Annotated in this window: 18 protein-coding genes; 13 read left to right on the plus strand and 5 right to left on the minus strand. The window is 66.7% G+C overall.

Going from position 1 to position 22,240, the window contains the following annotated elements:
• Positions 1–49: 49 nt before the first annotated feature.
• Together lolA and FHR96_RS05520 are read right to left on the minus strand one after the other, a co-directional pair.
• Positions 50–679, minus strand: a complete 630-nt coding sequence (gene lolA / locus FHR96_RS05515; RefSeq protein ID WP_183386662.1) for an outer membrane lipoprotein periplasmic chaperone LolA — start codon at positions 677–679, stop codon at positions 50–52.
• A 108-nt stretch (positions 680–787) separates the two neighbouring features.
• Complete coding sequence (locus FHR96_RS05520) at positions 788–4,156, minus strand: DNA translocase FtsK (RefSeq protein WP_183386663.1); 3,369 nt, start codon at positions 4,154–4,156, stop codon at positions 788–790.
• 131 nt (positions 4,157–4,287) lie between these two features.
• On the opposite strand from FHR96_RS05520, the gene aat reads away from it, so the two are divergent.
• The 3 genes from aat to infA all read left to right on the plus strand — a co-directional run bounded on the left by aat (position 4,288) and on the right by infA (position 6,133).
• Positions 4,288–5,064: a leucyl/phenylalanyl-tRNA--protein transferase gene (gene aat / locus FHR96_RS05525; protein ID WP_183386664.1), complete on the plus strand. Its 777-nt coding sequence runs from the start codon at positions 4,288–4,290 to the stop codon at positions 5,062–5,064.
• Positions 5,054–5,791: an arginyltransferase gene (locus tag FHR96_RS05530; protein ID WP_183386665.1), complete on the plus strand. Its 738-nt coding sequence runs from the start codon at positions 5,054–5,056 to the stop codon at positions 5,789–5,791. The genes aat and FHR96_RS05530 overlap by 11 nt, the downstream gene beginning before the upstream one ends.
• Positions 5,792–5,914: 123 nt before the next feature.
• Positions 5,915–6,133, plus strand: coding sequence for a translation initiation factor IF-1 (infA, locus tag FHR96_RS05535; protein ID WP_013332816.1), 219 nt, complete (start codon positions 5,915–5,917; stop codon positions 6,131–6,133).
• A 304-nt stretch (positions 6,134–6,437) separates the two neighbouring features.
• Here the strand turns inward: infA and clpA are convergent, their stop codons facing one another.
• The 3 genes from clpA to FHR96_RS05550 all read right to left on the minus strand — a co-directional run bounded on the left by clpA (position 6,438) and on the right by FHR96_RS05550 (position 11,663).
• Positions 6,438–8,714, minus strand: coding sequence for an ATP-dependent Clp protease ATP-binding subunit ClpA (gene clpA, locus FHR96_RS05540; protein WP_183386666.1), 2,277 nt, complete (start codon positions 8,712–8,714; stop codon positions 6,438–6,440).
• Positions 8,715–8,849: 135 nt separating this feature from the next.
• Entirely contained in the window at positions 8,850–9,236 is a 387-nt protein-coding gene (gene clpS / locus FHR96_RS05545) for an ATP-dependent Clp protease adapter ClpS (protein WP_379685340.1), read from the minus strand.
• A 192-nt stretch (positions 9,237–9,428) separates the two neighbouring features.
• A complete protein-coding gene (locus FHR96_RS05550; protein ID WP_183386667.1) occupies positions 9,429–11,663 on the minus strand; it encodes an NADP-dependent isocitrate dehydrogenase in 2,235 nt (744 codons plus the stop codon).
• A gap of 276 nt (positions 11,664–11,939) precedes the next feature.
• Between FHR96_RS05550 and FHR96_RS05555 the strand changes: the two genes are divergently transcribed.
• From FHR96_RS05555 to FHR96_RS05600, 10 genes are all read left to right on the plus strand, one after another.
• Positions 11,940–12,572, plus strand: a complete 633-nt coding sequence (locus FHR96_RS05555) for a pseudouridine synthase (protein ID WP_183386668.1) — start codon at positions 11,940–11,942, stop codon at positions 12,570–12,572.
• A complete protein-coding gene (locus tag FHR96_RS05560) occupies positions 12,569–13,018 on the plus strand; it encodes an NUDIX domain-containing protein (RefSeq protein WP_183386669.1) in 450 nt (149 codons plus the stop codon). Before FHR96_RS05555 ends, FHR96_RS05560 begins: the two co-directional genes overlap by 4 nt.
• Positions 13,019–13,260: 242 nt before the next feature.
• On the plus strand, positions 13,261–14,373 hold the full coding sequence (gene mnmA, locus FHR96_RS05565; RefSeq protein WP_183386670.1) for a tRNA 2-thiouridine(34) synthase MnmA: 1,113 nt from the start codon (positions 13,261–13,263) through the stop codon (positions 14,371–14,373).
• Positions 14,370–15,011, plus strand: a complete 642-nt coding sequence (hflD, locus tag FHR96_RS05570; RefSeq protein ID WP_183386671.1) for a high frequency lysogenization protein HflD — start codon at positions 14,370–14,372, stop codon at positions 15,009–15,011. The genes mnmA and hflD overlap by 4 nt, the downstream gene beginning before the upstream one ends.
• A 44-nt stretch (positions 15,012–15,055) precedes the next feature.
• The gene (gene purB, locus FHR96_RS05575) at positions 15,056–16,435 is read left to right on the plus strand and encodes an adenylosuccinate lyase (protein ID WP_183386672.1); all 1,380 of its coding nucleotides are present in this window, start codon (positions 15,056–15,058) and stop codon (positions 16,433–16,435) included.
• Positions 16,436–16,776: 341 nt separating this feature from the next.
• On the plus strand, positions 16,777–17,970 hold the full coding sequence (locus tag FHR96_RS05580) for a cupin domain-containing protein (protein ID WP_183386673.1): 1,194 nt from the start codon (positions 16,777–16,779) through the stop codon (positions 17,968–17,970).
• Between the two features lie 4 nt (positions 17,971–17,974).
• Positions 17,975–18,406 (plus strand): GNAT family N-acetyltransferase, encoded by a 432-nt coding sequence (locus FHR96_RS05585; protein WP_343066335.1) that lies wholly within the window; start codon positions 17,975–17,977, stop codon positions 18,404–18,406.
• 359 nt (positions 18,407–18,765) lie between these two features.
• Positions 18,766–20,364 (plus strand): isocitrate lyase, encoded by a 1,599-nt coding sequence (locus FHR96_RS05590; RefSeq protein ID WP_183386675.1) that lies wholly within the window; start codon positions 18,766–18,768, stop codon positions 20,362–20,364.
• An 863-nt stretch (positions 20,365–21,227) separates the two neighbouring features.
• Positions 21,228–21,449, plus strand: coding sequence for a hypothetical protein (locus FHR96_RS05595; RefSeq protein WP_183386676.1), 222 nt, complete (start codon positions 21,228–21,230; stop codon positions 21,447–21,449).
• A gap of 257 nt (positions 21,450–21,706) precedes the next feature.
• Positions 21,707–22,174 (plus strand): outer membrane lipoprotein, encoded by a 468-nt coding sequence (locus tag FHR96_RS05600; RefSeq protein ID WP_183386677.1) that lies wholly within the window; start codon positions 21,707–21,709, stop codon positions 22,172–22,174.
• Positions 22,175–22,240: the final 66 nt, after the last annotated feature.

Genomic DNA, 22,240 nt, shown 5'->3' on the forward strand with positions numbered 1-22,240 from the left:
CCCCCGGAGACTCTCCGGGGGCGATGGCAAGCCTCATGGCGATGTGCGCTCAAGGAGATTCGCGAATCACATCGGTTCCATCGGGCAACGCCACGCGGAAGCGCGAATCCTCGACCGGCGCGTTCTGCTCGACCCCATCGAACTCGATGGCGGTGCGCTGGCCGGTGCTGTCGGTCATCTGCAAGAAGCCCAGCCGCTCACTGTAGAAGGTCAGCTTGAGCTCCTCGAACAGGGTGTCGGCACTCTTCGGGTGCAGGGTGAAGGTCTCGGCGGTGCCCTGCTGGCTGCTCGACACTTCGTAGCTGTCGGTCAGCTCAGCGGTGCTGCCGGACAGCAGCAGGGCCGGCGTGTGCGTCACGCGATCGTCCAGGGGCTGGACGGTGGCCTGCTGGAGATCCGGGTCGTAGAGGGTCACCTCGTCGCCGTCGGAGACCACGATCTGTTCATAGGGCGCGTCCACTTCCCAGCGGAAGCGGCCGGGCCGCGACAGCCACATCCGCCCGCTGGCTTCTTGCAAGCGCTGACCCGAGCCATCGAGGATCTGCTGGTCGAAATCGGCGACATAGGTTTTCACCGGCGCCAGCATGCGCGTCAAGCGTTCGGCGCCTTCGTTGGCCAGCGCCGACAGGGGCGTCAGCGCCAGCAGGGCCAGCGCGGCGAGGGATTTCTTCATGATCATCTCCTGTTTCCCTGGGGTCGATGGGCGTCCTGCCACATTAGGACTGTGCTCGCCGCGGCGGGTTGCCGTCCCGCCACGGCTTGCATGGTGGTTGCACGATCGGCGGCATCAATCGCCCGCCGGCGGCGGTGCCAGCACCTCACGGGCGCCGTTGGTGCCCATGGTCGAGACCACACCGGCCATCTCCATCGCCTCGACCAGGCGCGCCGCCCGGTTGTAGCCGATCTTGAAGCGACGCTGGACCGCCGAGATCGAGGCCCGACGACTCTCGGTGACGAAGACCACCGCCTCGTCGTAGAGCGCATCCTGTTCGGCGTCGTCGTCGCCGCCACCGCCGCCCTCGGCCTCGAGCCCCGCCAGGGCATCGGCGGAGACGCCCCCGGAGAGAATCTCGTCGATGTACTCCGGCTCGCCGCGACGCTTCCAGTCCTCGACCACCCGATGCACCTCGTCATCGTCGACGAAAGCGCCGTGCACGCGGGTCGGCATGCCGGAGCCCGCCGGCAGGTAGAGCATGTCGCCGTGGCCCAGCAGGTTCTCGGCGCCGCCCTGGTCGAGGATGGTGCGCGAATCGACCCGCGACGATACCTGGAAGGCCATGCGAGTGGGAATGTTGGCCTTGATCAAGCCCGTCACCACGTCCACCGAGGGGCGCTGGGTCGCCAGTATCAGGTGGATGCCGGCGGCCCTCGCCTTCTGGGCCAGCCGTGCGATCAGTTCCTCGACCTTCTTGCCGACGATCATGAACATGTCGGCGAACTCGTCGATCACCACCACGATGTAGGGCAGCTTCTCGAGCACCGGCGGCGCCTCGTGCATCTCCCAGGGCTGCGGCTCCCAAAGCGGATCGGCGACCTGGGCACCGGCGCGCTCGGCCTCGTCGAGCTTGGCATTGAAACCGGCGATGTTGCGCACGCCCATGGCCGCCATCAGCTTGTAGCGACGCTCCATCTCGGCCACGCACCAGCGCAGCGCGTTGGCGGCTTCCTTCATGTCGGTGACCACCGGCGCCAGCAGATGCGGAATACCGTCGTAGACCGACAGCTCCAGCATCTTGGGGTCCACCATGATCATGCGGACCTCGTCGGGCTTGGCCTTGAGCAGCATGGAGATCAGCATGGCGTTGACCCCCACCGACTTGCCCGAGCCGGTAGTACCGGCCACCAGCAGGTGAGGCATCTTGCCGAGGTTGGCGACCACCGCACCGCCGCCGATGTCCTGGCCCAGTGCCAGGGTCAGCGCCGAGGCCTCGTGCTGGTAGCGGTCGGAGTCGATCACCTCGCGCAGCCGGATCATTTCGCGATTGGGGTTGGGAATCTCGATGCCCACCGTGGGTCGGCCCGGGATCACCTCCACCACCCGCACGCTCTTGACCATCAGCGAGCGCGCCAGGTCCTTGGCCAGGTTGCTGATCTTGGACACCTTCACGCCGGCCGCCGGCTTGATCTCGAAGCGCGTGATCACCGGCCCCGGCCAGGTGTCGACCACCTCGGCCTTGACGCCATATTCGCGCAACCGGACCTCCAGCAGCTCGGCCATTTCGGCGAGCTGCTCGTCGGTGTAGTTGGGCTGATGCGCCTGGGGCGGCGTCAGCAGGCGCAAGCTGGGCAGCTCGCCCTCGGGCTCGGCAAAGGCCTCCATTTCCGGACGCTGATTCTGCAGGTGCTCCACCGTCCACAGGGTCGGACCATCGGCCTCATCGGCCGCGCGGCGAGCCTGATCGACGGTGGCCAGGCGCCCCGGGATCTCGGCCGCGGTACGCGACTGGTCGTCGGTCGCGGAGCTCTCCGCAGAGGCGCTCTCGCCGGCCTCGCGCCGAGGCGGCATGGCGGCAGGCACGTCCTCGTCGTCGTCCGGCAGCACGGGGTCGGGGATGACTTCGGGGACTCGGCGCGCCACCGGCGCCTCTTCCGACGGCCTTTCTTCCCGCTCGGTCACGCGGCCGGACGAGGCGTCGTCGGATCGTGCGTCGTCATCCATCTCCACCGACGGCGCCATGTGCCTCGATGCTGGCACCTCGGAGGCATCGGATGCCGACAACCCACGCGGCTCGTCTTGGGCCGCTCGTTCCGTCGACTCGGGCGAGACCGGGGCCGATTCGCGGCGCGCGTCATCGGCCGCTCGCTCCGTCGGCTCGGGCGAGACCGGGGCCGACACGCGGCGCGGCTCGTCATGGGCCGCTCGCTCCGTCGGCTCGGGCGAGACCGGGGCCGACACGCGGCGCGGCTCGTCATCGGCCGCTCGCTCCGTCGGCTCTGGCGAGACCGGGGCCGACACGCGGCGCGGCTCGTCATCGGCCGCTCGCTCCGTCGGCTCGGGCGAGATCGGGGCCGATACGCGGCGCGGCTCGTCATGGGCCGCCCATGCCCTCGGCTCGGACGAGACCGTGGCAGGCGAAGCGGACCCGGCCGTGGACGGCACCGGCTCGGCGGGCTCGGTAGCACGCAGAGGCATGGCCGGCGCGTGAGACTCGGGGCCTGACGCCATCTCGGGCGTCAGCGACACCCGCGGCTCCCGGGCGGTATAGGCGGCCTCCGGTCGCTTCGCCGAGGGCGTGCGCTCGGGCACCTCCCAGGGGATCTCGGTGTCGCCGTCGTTGCCGAAGCCGGGTTCGCGCCGTGCTTCTCCACCGGCCAGCTGCGGCGCGGGCTCACGACGCGCCGGCAGCCAGCGACGCCACCATGGCACTTGCGAGGTCACCGTTTCGGGTTCGGGTTCGGGCTCAGGCTCGGGTTCACGAACGGAAGCGGGGCTCTTGTCCTCCGCGGTCTCCTCCGGCGAGGAGGCGCGCGCCAGGGCGAATCGCTCACCGATCCAGCGCCCCACCCCCGTGGCCCGGTGGCCCAACTCGTCGGTGATGGTCAGCCACGACCATCCGGTGAACAGCGGTACGCCGCAGAGCATGGCGGCCAACGCCAGCAGCGACGTGCCGCCGGCGCCGACCAGGGGCAGCAAGGCCCCGACCAGCCCCTCGCCGAGGATGCCACCCGCCGCATAAGGCAGCACGCTCTCGGGGTCGTAGAAATGCAGGGCCCCAAGGGTCGTGGTGCCGAGCAGCAACAGCATCAGGCCGCCGCAGCGCACCGCGAGCGCGGTGGCATCCCACTCCAGGTGCACCTGTCGAGCACGGATCAAGCACCAGGCGGCGAAGCCCAGCATACCCGGCCACCAGAGCGCACTGACGCCGAACAGCGAATACAGCACGTCGGCCAGCCAAGCCCCGATGCGCCCCATCCAGTTGGCCACCTCGGTCTCGGGGCCGCTGCGCGACCAGCCCGGATCGGCGGGACGAAAGCTGTACAGGGCCAACAGCAGGAACACGCAGGCCGCCAGCAGCAGGATTACTGCACCCTCGCGCACCGATCCCTGCAGGCGCAGGCCGAAACGCCTGGCCGTCTCCTTGGCAGTCGCCGCGCGCCCGCGCGTCGACGTGGTCGTCTTCTTGGCACTCAAGCGGCCAACCCCCTTGCGCCACATGGCGTCTTCCAGAATCCACGGCCGTCAATCATACCGAGCCAGGCCCGCCCGTCACAGGGGCAAACGCTGACTTGAGCCCCACCAGCGGGGCCGTCAAACTGGAACCTTCCCGTCGCGAGGACATCCGCCCCATGCTGCCCTGGCTCCCCGAGCACCCCGTTCACTTCCCCCCGGTCGGCACCGCCCTCGATGACCCAGGGGGCCTGCTCGCCGCCGGCGGCAACCTCAGCCCAGCCTGGCTGCTCACCGCCTATCGCCACGGCATCTTCCCCTGGTACAGCGAAGGCCAGCCCATCCTGTGGTGGAGCCCCGATCCGCGCATGGTCCTGTTTCCCGACGAAATCCGGGTACGGCGAAGCCTGGCCAAGCGACTGCGCAACGGCGGGTTCGCGGTCACCGGCGACCGCGCCTTCGACGCCGTCGTCGATGCCTGCGCCGCACCGCGTCACGACCAGCCGGGCACCTGGATCACCGACGAGATGGCGACTGCATACGGCCGGCTACACGAACTGGGAGCGGCTCACTCGGTGGAAGTCTGGCAGGCAGGCGAGCTGGTCGGCGGTCTCTATGGCATCGCCCTCGGGCCGGTGTTCTTCGGCGAATCGATGTTCTCGCGGGTCCCCGATGCCTCCAAGGTAGCGCTGGTAGCGCTCGCTCGCACCATGGCCGCCGAGGGCGGAAGGCTGATCGACTGCCAGATGCATACCGCCCACCTGTCGAGCCTCGGCGCTCGCGACATCGCCCGGGTCGAATTCATCGGCTATCTTGAACAGTGGCTGGACGAAATGCCGGACGCTCAGGGTGATGTGCCCGGCGCCATTCTGCCGCCGGCATGGTCGTTCGCACGCCTCGACACCGCGAGACAGATGCCCCCCGGAGCCAGAGGAGGCGGTCGCCTTGAGCAGTAACACCCCCCGCCAGCCGATTCGCGATCTGCGGTTCTTCCTGACCGTGCCACATGCCTGCAGCTATCTCGAGGGACGCGAGGCCACCACCCTGTTTCTGGATCCCCAGGAATCGCCCGGCGTCGGCGTCTACGACGCCTTGGCGCTGCTCGGCTTCCGCCGGAGCGGACGCCATCTCTATCGTCCCCACTGCGAGGGCTGCAGTGCCTGCATCTCGGTGCGCATCCCGGTCGACGCCTTTACCCCCAATCGCACCCAGCGCAAGCTCTACCGCCGCAACGCCGACCTCGAGATGCAGGTGCGCCCGGCGCTGTTCGACCCCGAACACTACGCGCTCTATGCCCACTACATCCGTACCCGGCATGCCGACGGCGACATGTACCCGCCTAGCCACGAACAGTACCGCACCTTCCTGACCCTGGACCAGAACTACGCTCGGCTGCTGGAGCTGCGCCTCGACGGGCGACTGCTGGCCGTCTCGGCCTTCGATCAGCTCGAGCATGGCCTGTCGGCCATCTATACCTTCTTCGATCCGGACGATACGTTCACCCGACGCTCACTCGGCACCTACGCGGTACTGGCGCTGGTGGAGCGCGCCCGCTCTCTCGGGTTACCGCATGTCTATCTCGGCTACTGGATCCGAGAATGCCGCAAGATGGCCTACAAGCAGGCGTTCGAGCCCCTCGAACTGCTCGAGGGAAGGCACTGGCGACGCCTGATCCCCTGCTGAAAGGGCACCGCTTTTTGCCTTGACGCCCGGCATGCGGCACAATATCGCGCTATCCTGATCGGCACGAGCGGCCTGGCCGCATCTCGTGCCGCTGTTTGTTATCACCAGCGAGGAACCGCCTATATGGCACGCGAAGACCATATCGAAATGGAAGGCGTCGTCGTCGACACGCTGCCCAACACCATGTTCCGTGTCGAACTCGAGAACGGCCATGTGGTGACTGCCCATATCTCGGGCAAGATGCGCAAGAACTACATCCGCATCCTGACCGGCGACAAGGTCAAGGTCGAGCTGACGCCCTACGACCTGTCCAAGGGCCGCATCGTCTACCGTTCCCGCTGAGGGAACGCTGCTTTACTGCTGCGCTCGATACCTTGACCGCCGGCGGTGCTCGCCACAGGCACTGAGCATCACCTCGGCTCAGGCCACTGCGCCCCGGCGGCGCCCCACCCTGCTTAGTGCTTCGCTCGCGACATGCGTCCGTCGTTCTCACGCGGAGGCGTCGGGCCAGGCCCAATGCCCCCGCGCATGCCGCTGGACAACCCCGCCATCCTGTTTCCACGATCCCGGCTCGACGACCACGAACGAACAACGCCCCGTCCGAAGACAGGGCGCTGTGGGGTGACGAGGCTGACGACGCGCCGCCTCAGGGCGCGTCGGCCAGTTCCGACTCCGAGGCCAGGTGCAGCTCGTCCCCTTCGACGCTGACATGCACGATCCCGCCGTGCTCGGCGAGCTCGCCGAACAGGATCAGCTCGGCCAGCGGCTTCTTGAGCTTCTCCTGGATCAGCCTGGCCATGGGCCTTGCCCCCATGTCGGGGTCGTAGCCCTTCTCGGCCAGCCAGTCCCGGGCCGCCTCGTCGACATCGAGCTGGACGCGCTTCTCGTCGAGCTGCGCCTGGAGTTCGACCAGGAACTTGTCGACCACGCTGCGCACCACCTCGGTGGGCAGCGAGTGGAACTGGATGATGCCGTCGAGCCGGTTGCGGAACTCCGGCGTGAAGGTCTTGCGAATGGCCTCCATGGCATCGGTGGAGTGGTCCTGGGTCTGGAAGCCGATGGAACGCCGCGTGGCCAGCTCGACCCCGGCATTGGAGGTCATGATCAGGATCACGTGACGGAAGTCCGCCTCCCGGCCGTTGTTGTCGGTCAGCCGGCCGTGGTCCATCACCTGCAGCAGCAGGTTGAAGACCTCGGGGTGGGCCTTCTCGATCTCGTCGAGCAGCAGCACGCAGTGCGGCTGCTTGGTGATCGCCTCGGTCAGCAGGCCGCCCTGGTCGTAGCCGACATAGCCCGGAGGTGCACCGATCAGCCGTGACACGGTGTGTCGCTCCATGTACTCGGACATGTCGAAACGCACCAGGTCTATGCCCATGATGTGGGCCAGCTGGCGGGCCACCTCGGTCTTGCCGACCCCGGTGGGGCCAGCGAACAGGAAGCTGCCCACCGGCTTGTCCGGCGATTTGAGCCCGGCCCGTGACAGCTTGATGGCCGCCGCCAGGCTGTCGATCGCCTCGTCCTGGCCGAACACCAGCATCTTGAGGTCGCGATCGATGTTGGCCAGCAGCTTGCGATCGGAACTCGACACGCTCTTCGGCGGGATCCGTGCGATGGACGCCACCACCGCCTCGACCTGATCGACATCGATGGTGTCGACGCGCACCTCGGGCGGCAGCAGCCGCTGGTGGGCGCCGGCCTCGTCGATCACGTCGATGGCCTTGTCCGGCAGGTGGCGGTCATTGATGTAGCGATCCGCCAGCCGCGAGGCGCTCTCCAGCGCCGCATCGGTGTACTTCAGGTGGTGATGCTCCTCGAAGCGCGAGCGCAGCCCCTTGAGGATACGGATGGTGTCCTCCACCGAGGGCGCCATGACGTCGACTTTCTGGAAACGGCGGGCCAGCGCACGATCCTTCTCGAAGATGCCGCGGAACTCCTGGAAGGTCGTGGAGCCAATGCAGCGCAGCTCACCGGAGGACAGCAGCGGCTTGAGCAGGTTGGAGGCGTCCATCACGCCACCGGACGCCGCTCCGGCACCGATCACGGTGTGGATCTCGTCGATGAACAGGATGGAATTGGGCTGCTTGCGCAGCTCGGCCAGCAGGCTCTTGAGGCGCTTCTCGAAGTCGCCGCGGTACTTGGTGCCGGCCAGCAACGCGCCCATGTCGAGGGAATAGACCACGGCGTCGCCGATCACCTCGGGGACGTCCTCCTCGACGATGCGCTTGGCCAACCCTTCTGCGATAGCGGTCTTGCCGACCCCGGCTTCGCCGACCAGCAGCGGGTTGTTCTTGCGCCGCCGGGCCAGGATCTGCACCACCCGCTCGAGCTCGTGATCGCGCCCGATCAACGGGTCGATCTTGCCCATCCGCGCCTGTTCGTTGAGGTTGGTGGCGTAGCCGGTCAAGGGGTTGCCGCTCGGCTCGCCTCCCGCCTCTTCGGCTTCCTCGGCGTCGGGCGACGGCGAACTCTGGCTCTGGCCGTGGCCGGACACCTTGGAGATGCCATGGGCGATGTAGTTGACGGCATCCACCCGCGCCACGTTCTGCTGCTTGAGGAAGTATACGGCCTGGCTCTCCTGCTCGGAGAAAATGGCCACCAGCACGTTGGCACCGGTCACCTCACTCTTGCCGGAGGACTGCACGTGGAACACGGCCCGCTGCAGGACACGCTGGAAGCCCAGCGTCGGCTGGGTCTCGCGGTCGGCCTGATCCTCGGGAATCAGCGGCGTGGTGGAATTGATGAAATCCTGCAGGTCGGACCGCAACTTGTCGAGGTTGGCCCCGCAGGCACGCAGCACGTCCGCTGCCGAGGCATTGTCGAGCAGCGCCAGCAGCAGGTGCTCCACGGTCATGAACTCGTGGCGCTTCGAGCGCGCCACGGTAAATGCCGTGTTCAGGGTCAGTTCAAGTTCTTTGCTCAGCATGGCAGTCCCCTTCTCGCCGCTTAGGGCTTGCGTCGGATCTTTCCGGGTCCGGCATCATCAACATCGGGTACAAACATCGGCGTTGCAAGTCGGCACACCAACGATGATGGTTCCTCCCTTCGACCATCACGAGAGTCAATCCGTTGCCTCGATGTCGCACAGCAATGGATGCTGGCATTCCCGGGCGTACTCGTTGACCTGGTGGCTCTTGGTTTCCGCGATATCGCGGGTGAACACACCACAGGTTGCCTTGCCCTGGGTGTGCACGGCCAGCATGACCTGCACCGCGGTTTCATTGTCCATGTTGAAGTACGTCTGCAGAACCTCCACGACAAACTCCATGGGGGTGAAGTCATCGTTATGCAATACCACCTTGTACATGGGCGGCTGCGCCAGCTCCGGTTCCGACGACTGCACCGCCAGATCACCGTCATCACCTTCCTCGTGCTCCGGAGGGCGCGTCATCCCCGCTTGAGGCAGGGCGAAATGAACCGCCATGCCCTCTTCCTCTGTCTTGAACATAAGCTTCACTATCGCTATCGACAAGCCGAGCGCGCGGGGCGTCTCAACCGTATTTGGACGCCCCGCGCGCTCGCGGGTTCATCGTAGGCTTCCACCCTGCTATAGCCCGACGCGTCCTTCAATGCAACGGCCCCCGCCCTTGAGCAGGCGGGGGCCGGGACACCGCGGTGCCAGTGACGCAGGATGCGCTGATCAGCGCTTGGCCACCAGCTCCAGGGCAGCGTTGAGGGTCTGGCTGGGCCGCATGACCGCATCGGCCAGCTCACCGTTGGCATGGTAGTAGCCGCCGATGTCCACCGACTGCCCCTGCACGCCGTTGAGCTCTTCGACGATCGCCGCTTCCTTGGCGTTCAGCTCCTCGGCGAGCTTGCCGAACAGCGCCTTGAGCTCGGCATCCTCGTCCTGGGCGGCCAGCGCCTCGGCCCAGTACATGGCCAGGTAGAAGTGGCTGCCACGGTTGTCCAGCTCGCCCACCTTGCGCGACGGCGACTTGTTGCTGTCGAGGAACTTGCCGTTGGCCTCGTCCAGCGCCTTGGCCAGCACGCGGGCGCGGGCGTTGTCGAAGGTCTTGCCCAGGTGCTCGAGAGACGCGGCCAGCGCCAGGAACTCGCCCAGGGAGTCCCAGCGCAGATGGTTCTCCTCGAGCAGCTGCTGGACGTGCTTGGGCGCGCTGCCGCCGGCGCCGGTCTCGAACAGGCCACCGCCGTTCATCAGCGGCACGATGGACAGCATCTTGGCGCTGGTGCCCAGTTCCATGATCGGGAACAGGTCGGTCAGGTAGTCGCGCAGCACGTTGCCGGTCACCGAGATGGTGTCCTCGCCCTGACGGATGCGCGCCAGCGAGAACTCCATCGCCTCGACCGGTGCCATGATGCGGATGTCCAGGCCGTCGGTGTCGTGATCCTTCAGGTAGGCCTCGACCTTGTTGATCAACTGGGCGTCATGGGCACGCTCGGCGTCGAGCCAGAACACCGCCGGGGCGCCGCTCTCGCGGGCGCGGGACACGGCCAGCTTGACCCAGTCGCGGATCGGCGCGTCCTTGGTCTGGCACATGCGCCAGATGTCGCCCTCTTCCACCGCATGCTCGAACAGCACCTCGCCGGCCTCGTCGGTCACGCGCACGGTGCCGTCGGCGGGGATCTGGAAGGTCTTGTCGTGGGAGCCGTACTCCTCGGCCTTCTGGGCCATCAGGCCGACGTTGGGCACGCTGCCCATGGTGGTCGGATCGAAGGCGCCGTGCTTCTTGCAGTCCTCGATGGTGGCCTGATAGATGCCGGCGTAGCAGCGATCCGGGATCACCGCCTTGGTGTCGTGCAGGGCATCATCGGCGCCCCACATCTTGCCGGAGTCGCGGATCATCGCCGGCATGGAGGCGTCGATGATCACGTCGCTCGGCACGTGCAGGTTGGTGATGCCCTTGTAGGAATCGACCATGGCCAGGCTCGGCCGCTCGGCGTACAGCGCCTCGATGTCGGCCTCGATCTCGGCCTGCTTGTCGGCCGGCAGCTTGGCGATGGTGGCGTACAGGTCACCGATGCCGTTGGTGGCGTCGAAACCGACTCCTTCCAGCGCCTCGGCGTGCTTCTCGAGCACGTCGCGGTAGAACTCGTCGACCACCATGCCGAACATGATCGGGTCGGAGACCTTCATCATGGTCGCCTTGAGGTGCAGGGAGAACAGCACGCCCCGGGCCTTGGCGTCGGCGATCTGCTCGGCGACGAAAGCGGACAGCGCCTTGCGGCTCATCATGGAACCGTCGATCACCTCACCGGCCAGCACCGGGGTGCGCTCCTTGAGCACGCTGACGCTGCCGTCCCGGCCGACCAGCTCGATCTTGACCGCACCGTCGGCGTCGATCACGGCGGACTTCTCGCTGCCGTAGAAGTCACCCTCGCTCATGTGGGCGACGTGGGAGCGAGAGTCGGCCTGCCACTCCCCCATGCGGTGCGGATACTTGCGGGCGTAGTTCTTGACCGAGCGCGGCGCGCGGCGGTCGCTGTTGCCCTCTCGCAGTACCGGGTTCACGGCGCTGCCCTTGACGCGGTCGTAGCGCGCCTTGATGTCGCGCTCGGCGTCGTTGCTCGGCTCGTCCGGGTAGTCGGGCAGCGCATAGCCCTGACCCTTCAGCTCCTTGATGGCAGCCTTCAACTGCGGCACGGAGGCGCTGATGTTGGGCAGCTTGATGATGTTGGCTTCCGGGGTCTTGGCCAGCTCGCCCAGCTCGGCCAGGTGATCGCCAAGCTGCTGTGACTCGGAAAGGACATCGGGAAATTGCGAGATGATACGCCCGGCCAGGGAGATATCACGGGTCTCGACGGTGATGCCGGCAGAATCGGTGTAGGCGTCGATGATCGGCAGCAGGGAATGGGTCGCCAGGGCCGGCGCTTCGTCGGTCAGCGTATAGATAATCTTCGGCGTTTTTGACATGTTGGCGTAGATCTCTCTGGTCACTGCGGTGCATGAAACAGGATCGGTAGCGCTCGCTCACGATGTCTGGAAGACAGGGACCATGGTGAGAACAGCCCAGCACAGCAGTCGCAACGAGGCATCGGCCATCCCTCGGGGCTGGTCACGCCAGATCCAGAAATGACGAGGGCGCTCCGGCGAGCGAGGCGCATTATACCAGCCCGCCGCCGTCAACGCATGAACCCGGATCCGGGACGAACCCTGCCATCCCGCCGCGCCTGACGGTAAGATGCCCCCATGAGCCGCCTATACCTCTTCCACAAGCCCTACCGCGTCCTCTCGCAGTTCACCGACAAGGGCGACGCCGAGGGTACGCCCCGCGCTACCCTGGCCGACTATCTCGACGTGCCCGGTATCTACCCGGCGGGCCGACTCGATCATGACTCCGAGGGCCTGCTGCTGCTTTCCGACGACGGCGAGCTGATCCATCGCATCAGCCACCCGCGTCACAAGCAGCCCAAGACCTATCGCGTGCAGGTAGAAGGCGAGCCCGACGATGCCGATCTCAGGGCCCTGCGCGAGGGCATCACGCTCAAGGATGGCCCGACCCGGCCGGCCAAGGTGCGCCGCCTCGAGGCGAGCGGCCTGCCCGAGCGCGACCCGCCGCTGGACCCGAAGCGCCACCCGGTCACCGCCTGGCTGGAGCTGACCATCTCCGAGGGCCGCAACCGCCAGGTGCGTCGCATGACCGCCCATGTCGGCCACCCCACCCTGCGCCTGGTGCGGGTCGCCATCGGCCCCTGGACGCTCGACGGCCTGGCGCCCGGTGAATGGCGCCACGAGACCCTGCACGCGCCCACACCGTCCACTGATCGCCGGGACGCCGACCGCAGGAACACCAGAAGCCGCAGCGGGAGAACGCGCCGATGAGCCGCTGGCAACCCTTCGTCACCGTGGCCACGGTGGTCGAACGCGCTGGCCGCTTCCTGATGGTCGAGGAAGACCGCGGCGGGCCACACAGCGTATTCAACCAGCCGGCCGGCCACCTGGAGCCCGGCGAACGGATTCGCGACGCGGCCCTGCGCGAGCTCCGCGAGGAAACCGCCTGGCAGGTCGGCATCAGCGACTACCTGGGGCTATACGTTTTCGAGGCGCCGGACGGCAAGACCTTCCACAGCCACGGTTTCTACGGCATGGCGCTGGCTCATCTGGGCCACGACCTGGACCCGGCGATACTGGCCACCCACTGGCTGACCCTGGAAGAACTGGAGGCACTGGAGCACGAGGGCCGACTGCACAGTCCGCTGGTGATGCGACGCGTGCGGGACGCCCTGGCCGGGCGCTTCTACCCGATGGACGCGATTCACGAGCGATAGCCGCGCTTCGCGCGAAGCTGGAAGCTGGAAGCTGGAAGCTGGAAGCTGGAAGCTGGAAGCTGGAAGCTGGAAGACAGCATGCACCCTGCCATCATGGGGACAGGAGGTTTTCTTCCAGCTTCCAGTTTAAGCCCGCGAAGCGGGCGTTCTTCCAGCTCCCGGCGAAGCCGGAGACTTCGAGCTTCCCGCTCGAGTGATGTATAATCCCGCCCCATTTGCGACCCACCCAATCCGAGAGCGTCATGACAGCCACCCAAGGCAAGGTGATCGTCGGCATGTCCGGCGGCGTCGACTCCTCCGTCTCCGCCCTGCTCCTGCTCGAGCAGGGCTATGAGGTCGAGGGCCTGTTCATGAAGAACTGGGACGAGGACGACGGCACCGAGTACTGCACCGCCAAGGAGGACCTGGCGGATGCCGAGGCCGTGTGCGCCAAGCTTGGCATCAAGCTGCACACCGCCAACTTTGCCGCCGAGTACTGGGACAACGTCTTCGAGCACTTCCTGGCCGAATACCAGGCCGGCCGCACGCCGAACCCGGACATCCTCTGCAACCGCGAAATCAAGTTCAAGGTGTTCCTCGAGTACGCCGAGATGCTCGGCGCCGAGAAGATCGCCACCGGCCACTACGTTCGAGAAGGATTCCGCGACGGACGCCCGCGACTGCTCAAGGGGCTCGACGCCAACAAGGACCAGAGCTACTTCCTGCACGCCGTGCCCGAGGCCGCCATTGCCCGCACCCTGTTCCCGGTCGGCGAGCTGGAGAAGCCCGAGGTCCGTGCCCTGGCCGAGCGCCACGACCTGGTGACCGCGCGCAAGAAGGACTCCACCGGCATCTGCTTCATCGGCGAGCGCCGCTTCCGCGACTTCCTGCAGCAATATCTGCCCGCCCAGCCCGGCACCATCGAGACGCCCGACGGCGACGTGATCGGCGAGCACATGGGCCTGATGTACCACACCCTCGGCCAGCGCCAGGGGCTCGGCATCGGCGGGCTCGCCGACTATCCCGACGCGCCCTGGTTCGTGGCCGCCAAGGATCTCGAGCGCAACGTGCTGGTGGCCGTGCAGGGCAAGCATCATCCGCTGCTCTACACCGACAGCCTGGCCACCGAACCGATGGACTGGGTCGCCGGCGAACCGCCGGCCGCCGAGGGTCGCCTCACCGCCAAGACCCGCTATCGCCAGACCGACGTGCCCTGCCGCTTCGAGGCAGCCGAGGACGGCGGCGTGAGGGTACGCTTCGACGACCCGCAACGCGCCGTGACGCCGGGCCAGTCGCTGGTGCTCTACGACGGCGAGATCTGTCTGGGCGGTGGCGTCATCAAGGCTACCTGGAGTGCCGAGGAGAGCGCGCGATGAACGACACCACGCCCATTCACCGCGCGCCGGAGTCGCCCATCGCCCGCCAGGCCCTGGCGCTGGCCGGCGTCTTCCAGGCCGCCAGCCTGGTCGACGACCTGGCCAAGACCGGCCATGTCGACCAGCGCGCCTGGGACACCCTGATCCACGCCACCCTGGACACCGACCCGGCCAGCTTCGAGGCGATCTACGGCGGCCACCCCAACAACCTGCGCCGCGGCCTCGAAACCCTCGAGGGCATGCTGGGGCGCCGCCAGGCCAACCCGGTGGTGATGCGCTACGGCTTCTCGATGCTGATGCTGATGAGCAAGCTGAGAAACGACAACGACATGATGGACACCCTGGGCGCCCGCCTGACCCGCATCCAGGGTCAGGCCGAGCACTTCGGCGAAACCCATGAGAACGTCATCGCCAGCCTCGGCGAGGCCTATCAGGACACCATCTCCACCTTCAAGAGCCGCATCGTCGTCCAGGGCGATCCCTCGCTGCTGCAGAGCCGCATGATGCCCGAGCGCGTGCGCGCCTGCCTGCTGGCCGGCATTCGCTTCGCGCTGCTGTGGCACCAGCAGGGGGGCCGGCGCTGGAAGCTGATGTTCCAGCGCGGTGCCCTCAAGAAGGCCCTGGACGAGCTGAACTGATTTTCCCCACTGATTTCTCCACCACGCCTACCCGGAACGCGACCATGCAGCCCAAGTCACTCCCCCTGACCGCCCTCACCGCTCTCTCTCCCGTCGACGGCCGCTACGGCAGCAAGGCCGAGGCCCTGCGCGAGCACTTCAGCGAGTTCGGCCTGATCCGCGCCCGGGTCGTCGTCGAGGCCCGTTGGCTGCAGCGCCTGGCCGAGCAGCCGCAGATCACCGAGGTACCGCCGCTCTCCGCCGAGGCCACCGCGGCGCTGGACGCCCTGGTCCGCGACTTCTCCGTCGAAGACGCCGAGCGCATCAAGGAGATCGAGCGCACCACCAACCACGACGTCAAGGCGGTCGAGTACTTCATCAAGGAGCGCATCGCCGAAACGCCTGAGCTGCATGCCATCACCGAGTTCGTGCACTTCGCCTGCACCAGCGAGGACATCAACAACCTGTCCCACGCGCTGATGCTGCGCGGCGGCCTGGATGCGCTGCTGCCGGTGATGCATCAGGTGGCCGACGAGGTGGCCCGCCTGGCCGAGGAGCACGCCGCCCAGCCGATGCTGTCGCGTACCCACGGCCAGACCGCCAGCCCCACTACCCTGGGCAAGGAGATGGCCAACGTCGCCTACCGGCTGCGTCGCCAGCTCAAGCAGATCGAGGGCATGGAGCTGCTCGGCAAGATCAACGGCGCCGTGGGCAACTACAACGCCCACCTGGCGACCTACCCGGAGGTCGACTGGGAAGCCAACGCCCGCACTTTCGTCGAGGGCCTGGGCCTGACCTTCAACCCGTACACCACCCAGATCGAGCCGCACGACTACATCGCCGAGCTGTTCGACGCGATCTGCCGTTTCAACACCGTGCTGATCGACTTCGATCGCGACGTCTGGGGCTACATCTCGCTGGGCTACTTCAAGCAGAAGACCGTGGCCGGCGAGATCGGCTCCTCGACCATGCCGCACAAGGTCAACCCGATCGACTTCGAGAACTCCGAGGGCAACCTGGGCCTCGCCAACGCCGTGCTGGGCCACCTGGCCGAGAAGCTGCCGATCTCCCGCTGGCAGCGCGACCTGACCGACTCCACCGTGCTCCGCAACCTGGGCGTCGGCATGGCCTACGCGCTGGTGGCCTACCAGGCCTCGCTGAAGGGCATCGGCAAGCTCGAGGCCAACCCCGGCCGCCTGGCCGAGGACCTGGACAACAGCTGGGAAGTGCTGGCCGAGCCGATCCAGACCGTGATGCGCCGCTACGGCATCGAGAAGCCCTACGAGAAACTCAAGGAGCTGACCCGCGGCAAGCGCATCGATCAGGCCGGCTTCGCCGCCTTCATCGACACGCTGGAATTGCCCGAGACCGTCAAGGCCGAACTCAAGCAGCTGACCCCGGCCAACTACATCGGCAACGCCGAGGCCCAGGCCCGCAAGCTGTAAGCCGGAAGCCGGAAGCCGGAAGCCGGAAGCCGGAAGCCGGAAGCCGGAAGCCAGCATGAGCGGCGCCGGGGATAGGTCCGAAGAGGGTCCTTTGCCATGGGCGAGGCGGATTCCGCCGAACGGGTTGGCCATGGATGGCCAACACCGGCCCTGCAAGCGGAGCAGGATGCGAGAGCGCCGCAGGGCAAAGGTAGCGCCCAGGGAAGGGTCTACAGCGCCCTCGCACGGACCTGTCGCCGGAACAGCCGCGCTCCCGCCACTCCGGCAACCCCATGCTAGTATCCCGACAGGCGCCACTCGGCGCCTGTCGCCGTTTCATCCCTTCAGCGAGCGCGAGCCCCATGCCCCGAGAGCCACGACAGTTCCGAGACGCCCCCCTCCCCCTGCTCGGCGGCCTCACCGCCGCCGACTTCCTGCGCGACCACTGGCAGCGCCGCCCGTTGCTGATCCGCGGCGCCATCCCCGGCTTCGAGAGCCCGCTCGAGCCCGACGAGCTCGCCGGCCTGGCCTGCGAGGACAACATAGAGGCGCGCCTGGTCGAGGAGCACGGCCCCGACGGCCCCTGGCAGGTCAGCCACGGCCCCTTCGACGAGACCACCTTCGCCCGCCTGCCGGAACGCGACTGGACCCTGCTGGTCCAGGCCGTGGACCACTACGTGCCCGAGGTCGCCGAGCTGCTCGAGACCTTCGACTTCCTGCCCAGCTGGCGCCTCGATGACATCATGGTCAGCTACGCCCCGCCCGGTGGCAGCGTCGGCCCCCACGTCGACCAGTACGACGTCTTCCTGCTCCAGGCCAGCGGCCAACGCCGCTGGCAGCTCGGCGGCAAGGTCGCCGACGACGCCCCGATCCTCCAGGGCATTGACCTGCGCATCCTCGAGACCTTCGAGGTCGAGACCGACGCCGACTGGGTGCTTGAACCGGGCGACATGCTCTACCTGCCGCCGGGCTGGGCCCACCACGGCGTCAGCCAGTCCAGCGACTGCATGACCTTCTCGGTGGGCTTTCGTGCCCCCTCCGCCGACGAGGCCGTGACCTCGTACGCCGACTACATCGGCGAGCAGCTGCCGCCCTCGCTGCGCTACGCAGACGCCGGCATGGCGCCGCCCGCCGATCCGGCCGAGCTCGACGACACAGCCCTTGAGCGAATGCGGGCACTGATCCTCGAGACCCTCGACGATCCGGACCAGCTGGCCCAGTGGTTCGGCCGCGTGATGACCCAGCCCAAGTACGTCGACCAGCTGGTGGCCAGCGAGACGCCTACCGCCCCCGACGAGCTTGTCGCCGCACTACAGGACGGCGAGACGCTGGAGCGCAGCCCCGGCTCGCGCTTCGCCTGGCGGGCGCTGGACGACGAGCACGCCACGCTGTTCGTCGACGGCGATGGCCTGGTCTGCTCCACCGCCCTGGCCCGCGCCCTGACGGGCGGCGAGCCGGTCGACGCCGAGCTGCTGACCTTCGACGACGCCCCGCGCGTGCTGACCCACCTGCTCGATGCCGGCAGCCTTTGCTGGTGGCACGATGAACAGGAGTGACCCCGTGAGCCACGACATCGAGATTCGCGAAGGCGACTGGGCCACCCTTGGCGAGGCGGCCGGCGAGATCCGCCGCGTGGTCTTCATCGAGGAGCAGGCCGTGCCCCGGGAGGAAGAATGGGACGGCCGCGACCCGCAGTGCGTGCACTTCCTCGCCCTCGCCGACGGCCGAACCGTGGGCACCGCCCGGCTGCTGCCCGACGGCCATATCGGTCGCGTCGCCGTGCTGGCGGAAGCCCGCGGCCTGGGTATCGGGCTGGCGCTGATGAAGGCCGCGATCATTGCCGCCCGTCGCCGCGGCTTTTCGACCGTGGAACTCGCCGCCCAGACTCACGCCCTGGCCTTCTACGAACGCCTGGGCTTCCAGGCCCATGGCGAGACCTTCCTGGACGCCGGAATTCCGCACCGCAACATGGCCCTTGACCTCGACGCCTGACACTCCTTCTGCACGCCTGACAGGAAATCCGACTACAGGAAACCCACTTCCAAGCCCCCTCCTGTAGTCGGGCTACAACCCTCTCTGCCCCCAAGGATCAATTGTTGAGCCGCGCCATGACGGCCCATAGTGAATGCCAAGGCGAACGAGGAAGGCCTGGAAACGAACGCTTGTTCATGTAGTCAGCCCAGGCTTCCCGACCCGCTGAGGTTCGACCAAGGCCCTAGAGACAGGCTCGGGGAAGCGGACGAACCTGAACGAGACTTCGCAGTTGCAGCATCACGCTTCGTCGAGGAGCTCAGTGGCAACGACGCCACACCGGCCCGCGACGCGACTCCCCCGCAGAAGAGGACGGCTTCATGGCAGCATTCAACGACCAACTCAAGACCCTGGCCCAGCTCCGCGAGGCCCAGCGCGGCAAGTGGGACAACATCGATCCGGCACACGCCGCCCGGATGCGTCTCCAGAACCGCTTCCAGACCGGCCTGGACATCGCCCGCTACACCGCCAGGATCATGCGCGAGGACATGTCGGCCTATGACGCCGACACCTCGCAGTACACCCAGTCGTTGGGCTGCTGGCACGGCTTCATCGGCCAGCAGAAGATGATCTCCATCAAGAAGCACTTCGGCCACACCAAGGGGCGCTACCTCTACCTCTCCGGCTGGATGGTCGCCGCGCTGCGCTCCGAGTTCGGCCCGCTGCCCGACCAGTCGATGCACGAGAAGACCAGCGTGCCGGCGCTGATCGAGGAGCTCTACACCTTCCTGCGCCAGGCCGACAGCTGGGAGCTCAACCACCAGTTCCGCGACCTCGAGGCGGCCAGGCAGGCCGGTGACCAGGCCCGGGCCGACGAGCTGATCGCCAGGATCGACGCCCACGAGACCCACGTGGTGCCGATCATCGCCGATATCGACGCTGGCTTCGGCAACGCCGAGGCCACCTACCTGCTGGCCAGGAAGATGATCGAAGCCGGCGCCTGCTGCATCCAGCTCGAGAACCAGGTCTCCGACGAGAAGCAGTGCGGGCACCAGGATGGTAAGGTCACCGTGCCCCACGAGGACTTCATCGCCAAGATCAACGCCGTGCGCTATGCCTTCCTGGAGCTCGGCGTGGAAGATGGCGTCATCGTCGCCCGCACCGACTCCCTGGGAGCCGGGCTGACCCAGAAGATTGCCGTGACCAAGGAGCCTGGCGACCTGGGCGACCAGTACAACAGCTACCTGGACGGCGACGAGATCGCCTCGGCGGACGATATCGCCAACGGCGACGTGGTGATCAAGCAGAACGGCAAGCTGGTCAAGGTCAAGCGCCTGGCCTCCGGCCTCTACCAGTTCAAGCCGGGCACCGGCGAGGACCGGGTGGTGCTGGACTGCATCACCAGCCTGCAGAACGGTGCCGACCTGCTGTGGATCGAGACCGAGAAGCCCCACGTCGGCCAGATCAAGGGCATGGTGGATCGCATCCGCGAGGTCTGCCCGGACGCCAAGCTGGTCTACAACAACTCGCCGTCCTTCAACTGGACCCTGAACTTCCGCCAGCAGGTATTCGACGCCTGGGAGGCCGAGGGCCGTGATGTCTCCGCCTATGATCGCGCCCGGCTGATGAGCGCCGAGTACGACGACACCGAGCTGGGTCGACTGGCCGACGAATGGACCCAGAACTTCCAGCGCGACGGGGCGCGCGAGGCAGGCATCTTCCATCACCTGATCACCCTGCCCACCTACCACACCGCGGCCCTGTCCACCGACAGCCTGGCCAAGGGTTACTTCGGCGACGAGGGCATGCTGGCCTACGTGGCGGGCGTCCAGCGCCGCGAGATCCGCGAGGGCATCGCCACCGTCAAGCACCAGGACATGGCCGGCTCCAATATCGGCGACGACCACAAGGAGTTCTTCCACGGAGAGGCGGCCCTCAAGGCCGGTGGCAAGGACAACACCATGAACCAGTTCGGCTGAGCGATACTGTCGAGATCCCTGGGGAGGCCTTGCCTCCCCTTTTTTGTGATTCCCTGCACCTTGGCATGAATACCGTTTGCGGCCCTCGGTCCGGCGCTTTGGCTCCCCTCAAGGCCCGACGGGCAACATCGCACCTCCTTTGAGGAGCTCCCTCAGCGGATCAGCGCCACTGCGCAGGTCTTCGTGGGAGCCCAATGATTGGGCGATAGGCGCCCGGGGGAAGATCCTGAAGCGATGCCGCTATCGCCGATGCGTCGGACCGAATCTGGAGATCGCTCCCTCGAAGAGCACGCTCAGCATGCCGAACCGGGCTCGGCAGTGGCTTCACGCTGATCTGCGATGAACCGTTTTGTGCCGTTTTCGAGCCCCTGCCATCCCCCCATGCCGGCGTACTGTCGACGCCGGGGCCATTCGCCGAACACTGGCGATGCTTCAGCGAATGCAACGCACATCCGAGCGACGTCCCGACCCCGACGTCGGCCGTTTCACACCGCCCGCGTGAAATCCCATGACAGCGATCCACGTCTTTCGGGCGCGATGTAGTCGGGCTACAACCCGTCGTGCGCCCAATGAGGCATGGTGATGCTTGCTGTCCTGCACCATAGTCAACTTACAGAGCAGGCAAGAGTGTCGTTACCCCGATTCGCGATCCTGCACTGGGCTACACACCAAGGCGCTTTTATAGAGGATCCTGGCGCCAGAGGCGATGGTCTGACCAAGCTTGTGACCACTTCGCAATTGCAGCAACGGGCACTTACCCGGCCCGGCATGAGTAGCAAGCACACAACAATGCCATCGCGGATGGCGGGCTCTGGCGAGCCGTTATCCAACGCTGCGAATGGCCTGATCAAGAGGTGTTACACATGAACTGCATCGAACTGAGCCAACAAGCCGACCTCATTGCCAGCACGTTCAGCAAGCAGGATCTGGCCAAACTCGTGCTGGCCCTGAAGGGAAATCGGGAGTCTCTGCAGCACGCCGTCGAGGTGATCGACACCATCGACAACCGTGTGGGCTACTCGCTCGATGACGCCTGGGACGAAGTGCTGGCCGGTGAGGCCCAGACACTGGACGAGGAAGAATAAACGCCCGTTCGCTCATCACCGATTACATCTTCTGCCCACCCCGCCGCCAGGCGCGGGTGGGCTTTTTGATGGGAATATCGAGACGCCGAGTATGGCATCTCGGCACCGCAGAGTGAGTGCACCACTTCGCCGGTCGCTGGTCAAACTCATACCCTCGGGATAGACTCGGAGGCGAATCCTTCCACCGTTTACCTTTTCCGACAGCACGTTATCGACCAACGTCGCCGTCACCAACATCCTTGGCAAGGAGGTCACACATGAAGCGTCTTCTACCCGTACTGGTGCTGGGCACCCTGACCCTGGCCGGCTGCGCCAATACCTCGCCCTACTCGGGCAACGTCTATTCCGGCAATCAGGCCAAGGCCGCCCAGAACGTCACCGTCGGCACCATCACTGCCATGCGCCGCGTGCAGATCCAGGCCGACAGCCGTGCTGGCGGCCTGCTGGGTAGCGGCGGCGGTGCTGTCATCGGCGGCCTGCTCGGCAACCAGGTCGGCGGCGGTTCGGGCCGCCAGCTGGCCACCGTGGCTGGCGCCATCGGCGGTGCCGTAGCCGGGAGCAAGATCGAAGAGTCCACCAACCGCGTCGATGCCTGGGAACTCGAGATCCGCAAGGACACCGGCCAGACCGTGGTGGTAGTGCAGAAGGCCGACCAGGCTTTCCAGGTCGGTCAGCGGGTCCGCATGATCGGCAGCGGCAGCAGCGTCAGCGTTGCCCCCTACTGAGCCGTGACGTGAAGCGGCGCTGGACGCAAGAGGCCCGCGGCAATCGCCGCGGGCCTCTTGCATGAA

It is taken from the genome of Halomonas organivorans, from assembly GCF_014192055.1.
GTDB lineage: Bacteria > Pseudomonadota > Gammaproteobacteria > Pseudomonadales > Halomonadaceae > Halomonas > Halomonas organivorans.

Excerpts from the sequence above, each read along its gene's own strand:
- lolA (WP_183386662.1), bottom strand. The coding sequence starts at position 679 with ATGATCATGAAGAAATCCCTCGCCGCGCTGGCCCTGCTGGCGCTGACG.
- FHR96_RS05520 (WP_183386663.1), bottom strand. The coding sequence starts at position 4,156 with ATGTGGCGCAAGGGGGTTGGCCGCTTGAGTGCCAAGAAGACGACCACG.
- aat (WP_183386664.1), top strand. The coding sequence starts at position 4,288 with ATGCTGCCCTGGCTCCCCGAGCACCCCGTTCACTTCCCCCCGGTCGGC.
- infA (WP_013332816.1), top strand. The coding sequence starts at position 5,915 with ATGGCACGCGAAGACCATATCGAAATGGAAGGCGTCGTCGTCGACACG.
- clpA (WP_183386666.1), bottom strand. The coding sequence starts at position 8,714 with ATGCTGAGCAAAGAACTTGAACTGACCCTGAACACGGCATTTACCGTG.
- clpS (WP_379685340.1), bottom strand. The coding sequence starts at position 9,236 with ATGTTCAAGACAGAGGAAGAGGGCATGGCGGTTCATTTCGCCCTGCCT.
- FHR96_RS05550 (WP_183386667.1), bottom strand. The coding sequence starts at position 11,663 with ATGTCAAAAACGCCGAAGATTATCTATACGCTGACCGACGAAGCGCCG.
- FHR96_RS05555 (WP_183386668.1), top strand. The coding sequence starts at position 11,940 with ATGAGCCGCCTATACCTCTTCCACAAGCCCTACCGCGTCCTCTCGCAG.
- FHR96_RS05560 (WP_183386669.1), top strand. The coding sequence starts at position 12,569 with ATGAGCCGCTGGCAACCCTTCGTCACCGTGGCCACGGTGGTCGAACGC.
- mnmA (WP_183386670.1), top strand. The coding sequence starts at position 13,261 with ATGACAGCCACCCAAGGCAAGGTGATCGTCGGCATGTCCGGCGGCGTC.
- hflD (WP_183386671.1), top strand. The coding sequence starts at position 14,370 with ATGAACGACACCACGCCCATTCACCGCGCGCCGGAGTCGCCCATCGCC.
- purB (WP_183386672.1), top strand. The coding sequence starts at position 15,056 with ATGCAGCCCAAGTCACTCCCCCTGACCGCCCTCACCGCTCTCTCTCCC.
- FHR96_RS05580 (WP_183386673.1), top strand. The coding sequence starts at position 16,777 with ATGCCCCGAGAGCCACGACAGTTCCGAGACGCCCCCCTCCCCCTGCTC.
- FHR96_RS05590 (WP_183386675.1), top strand. The coding sequence starts at position 18,766 with ATGGCAGCATTCAACGACCAACTCAAGACCCTGGCCCAGCTCCGCGAG.
- FHR96_RS05595 (WP_183386676.1), top strand. The coding sequence starts at position 21,228 with ATGAACTGCATCGAACTGAGCCAACAAGCCGACCTCATTGCCAGCACG.
- FHR96_RS05600 (WP_183386677.1), top strand. The coding sequence starts at position 21,707 with ATGAAGCGTCTTCTACCCGTACTGGTGCTGGGCACCCTGACCCTGGCC.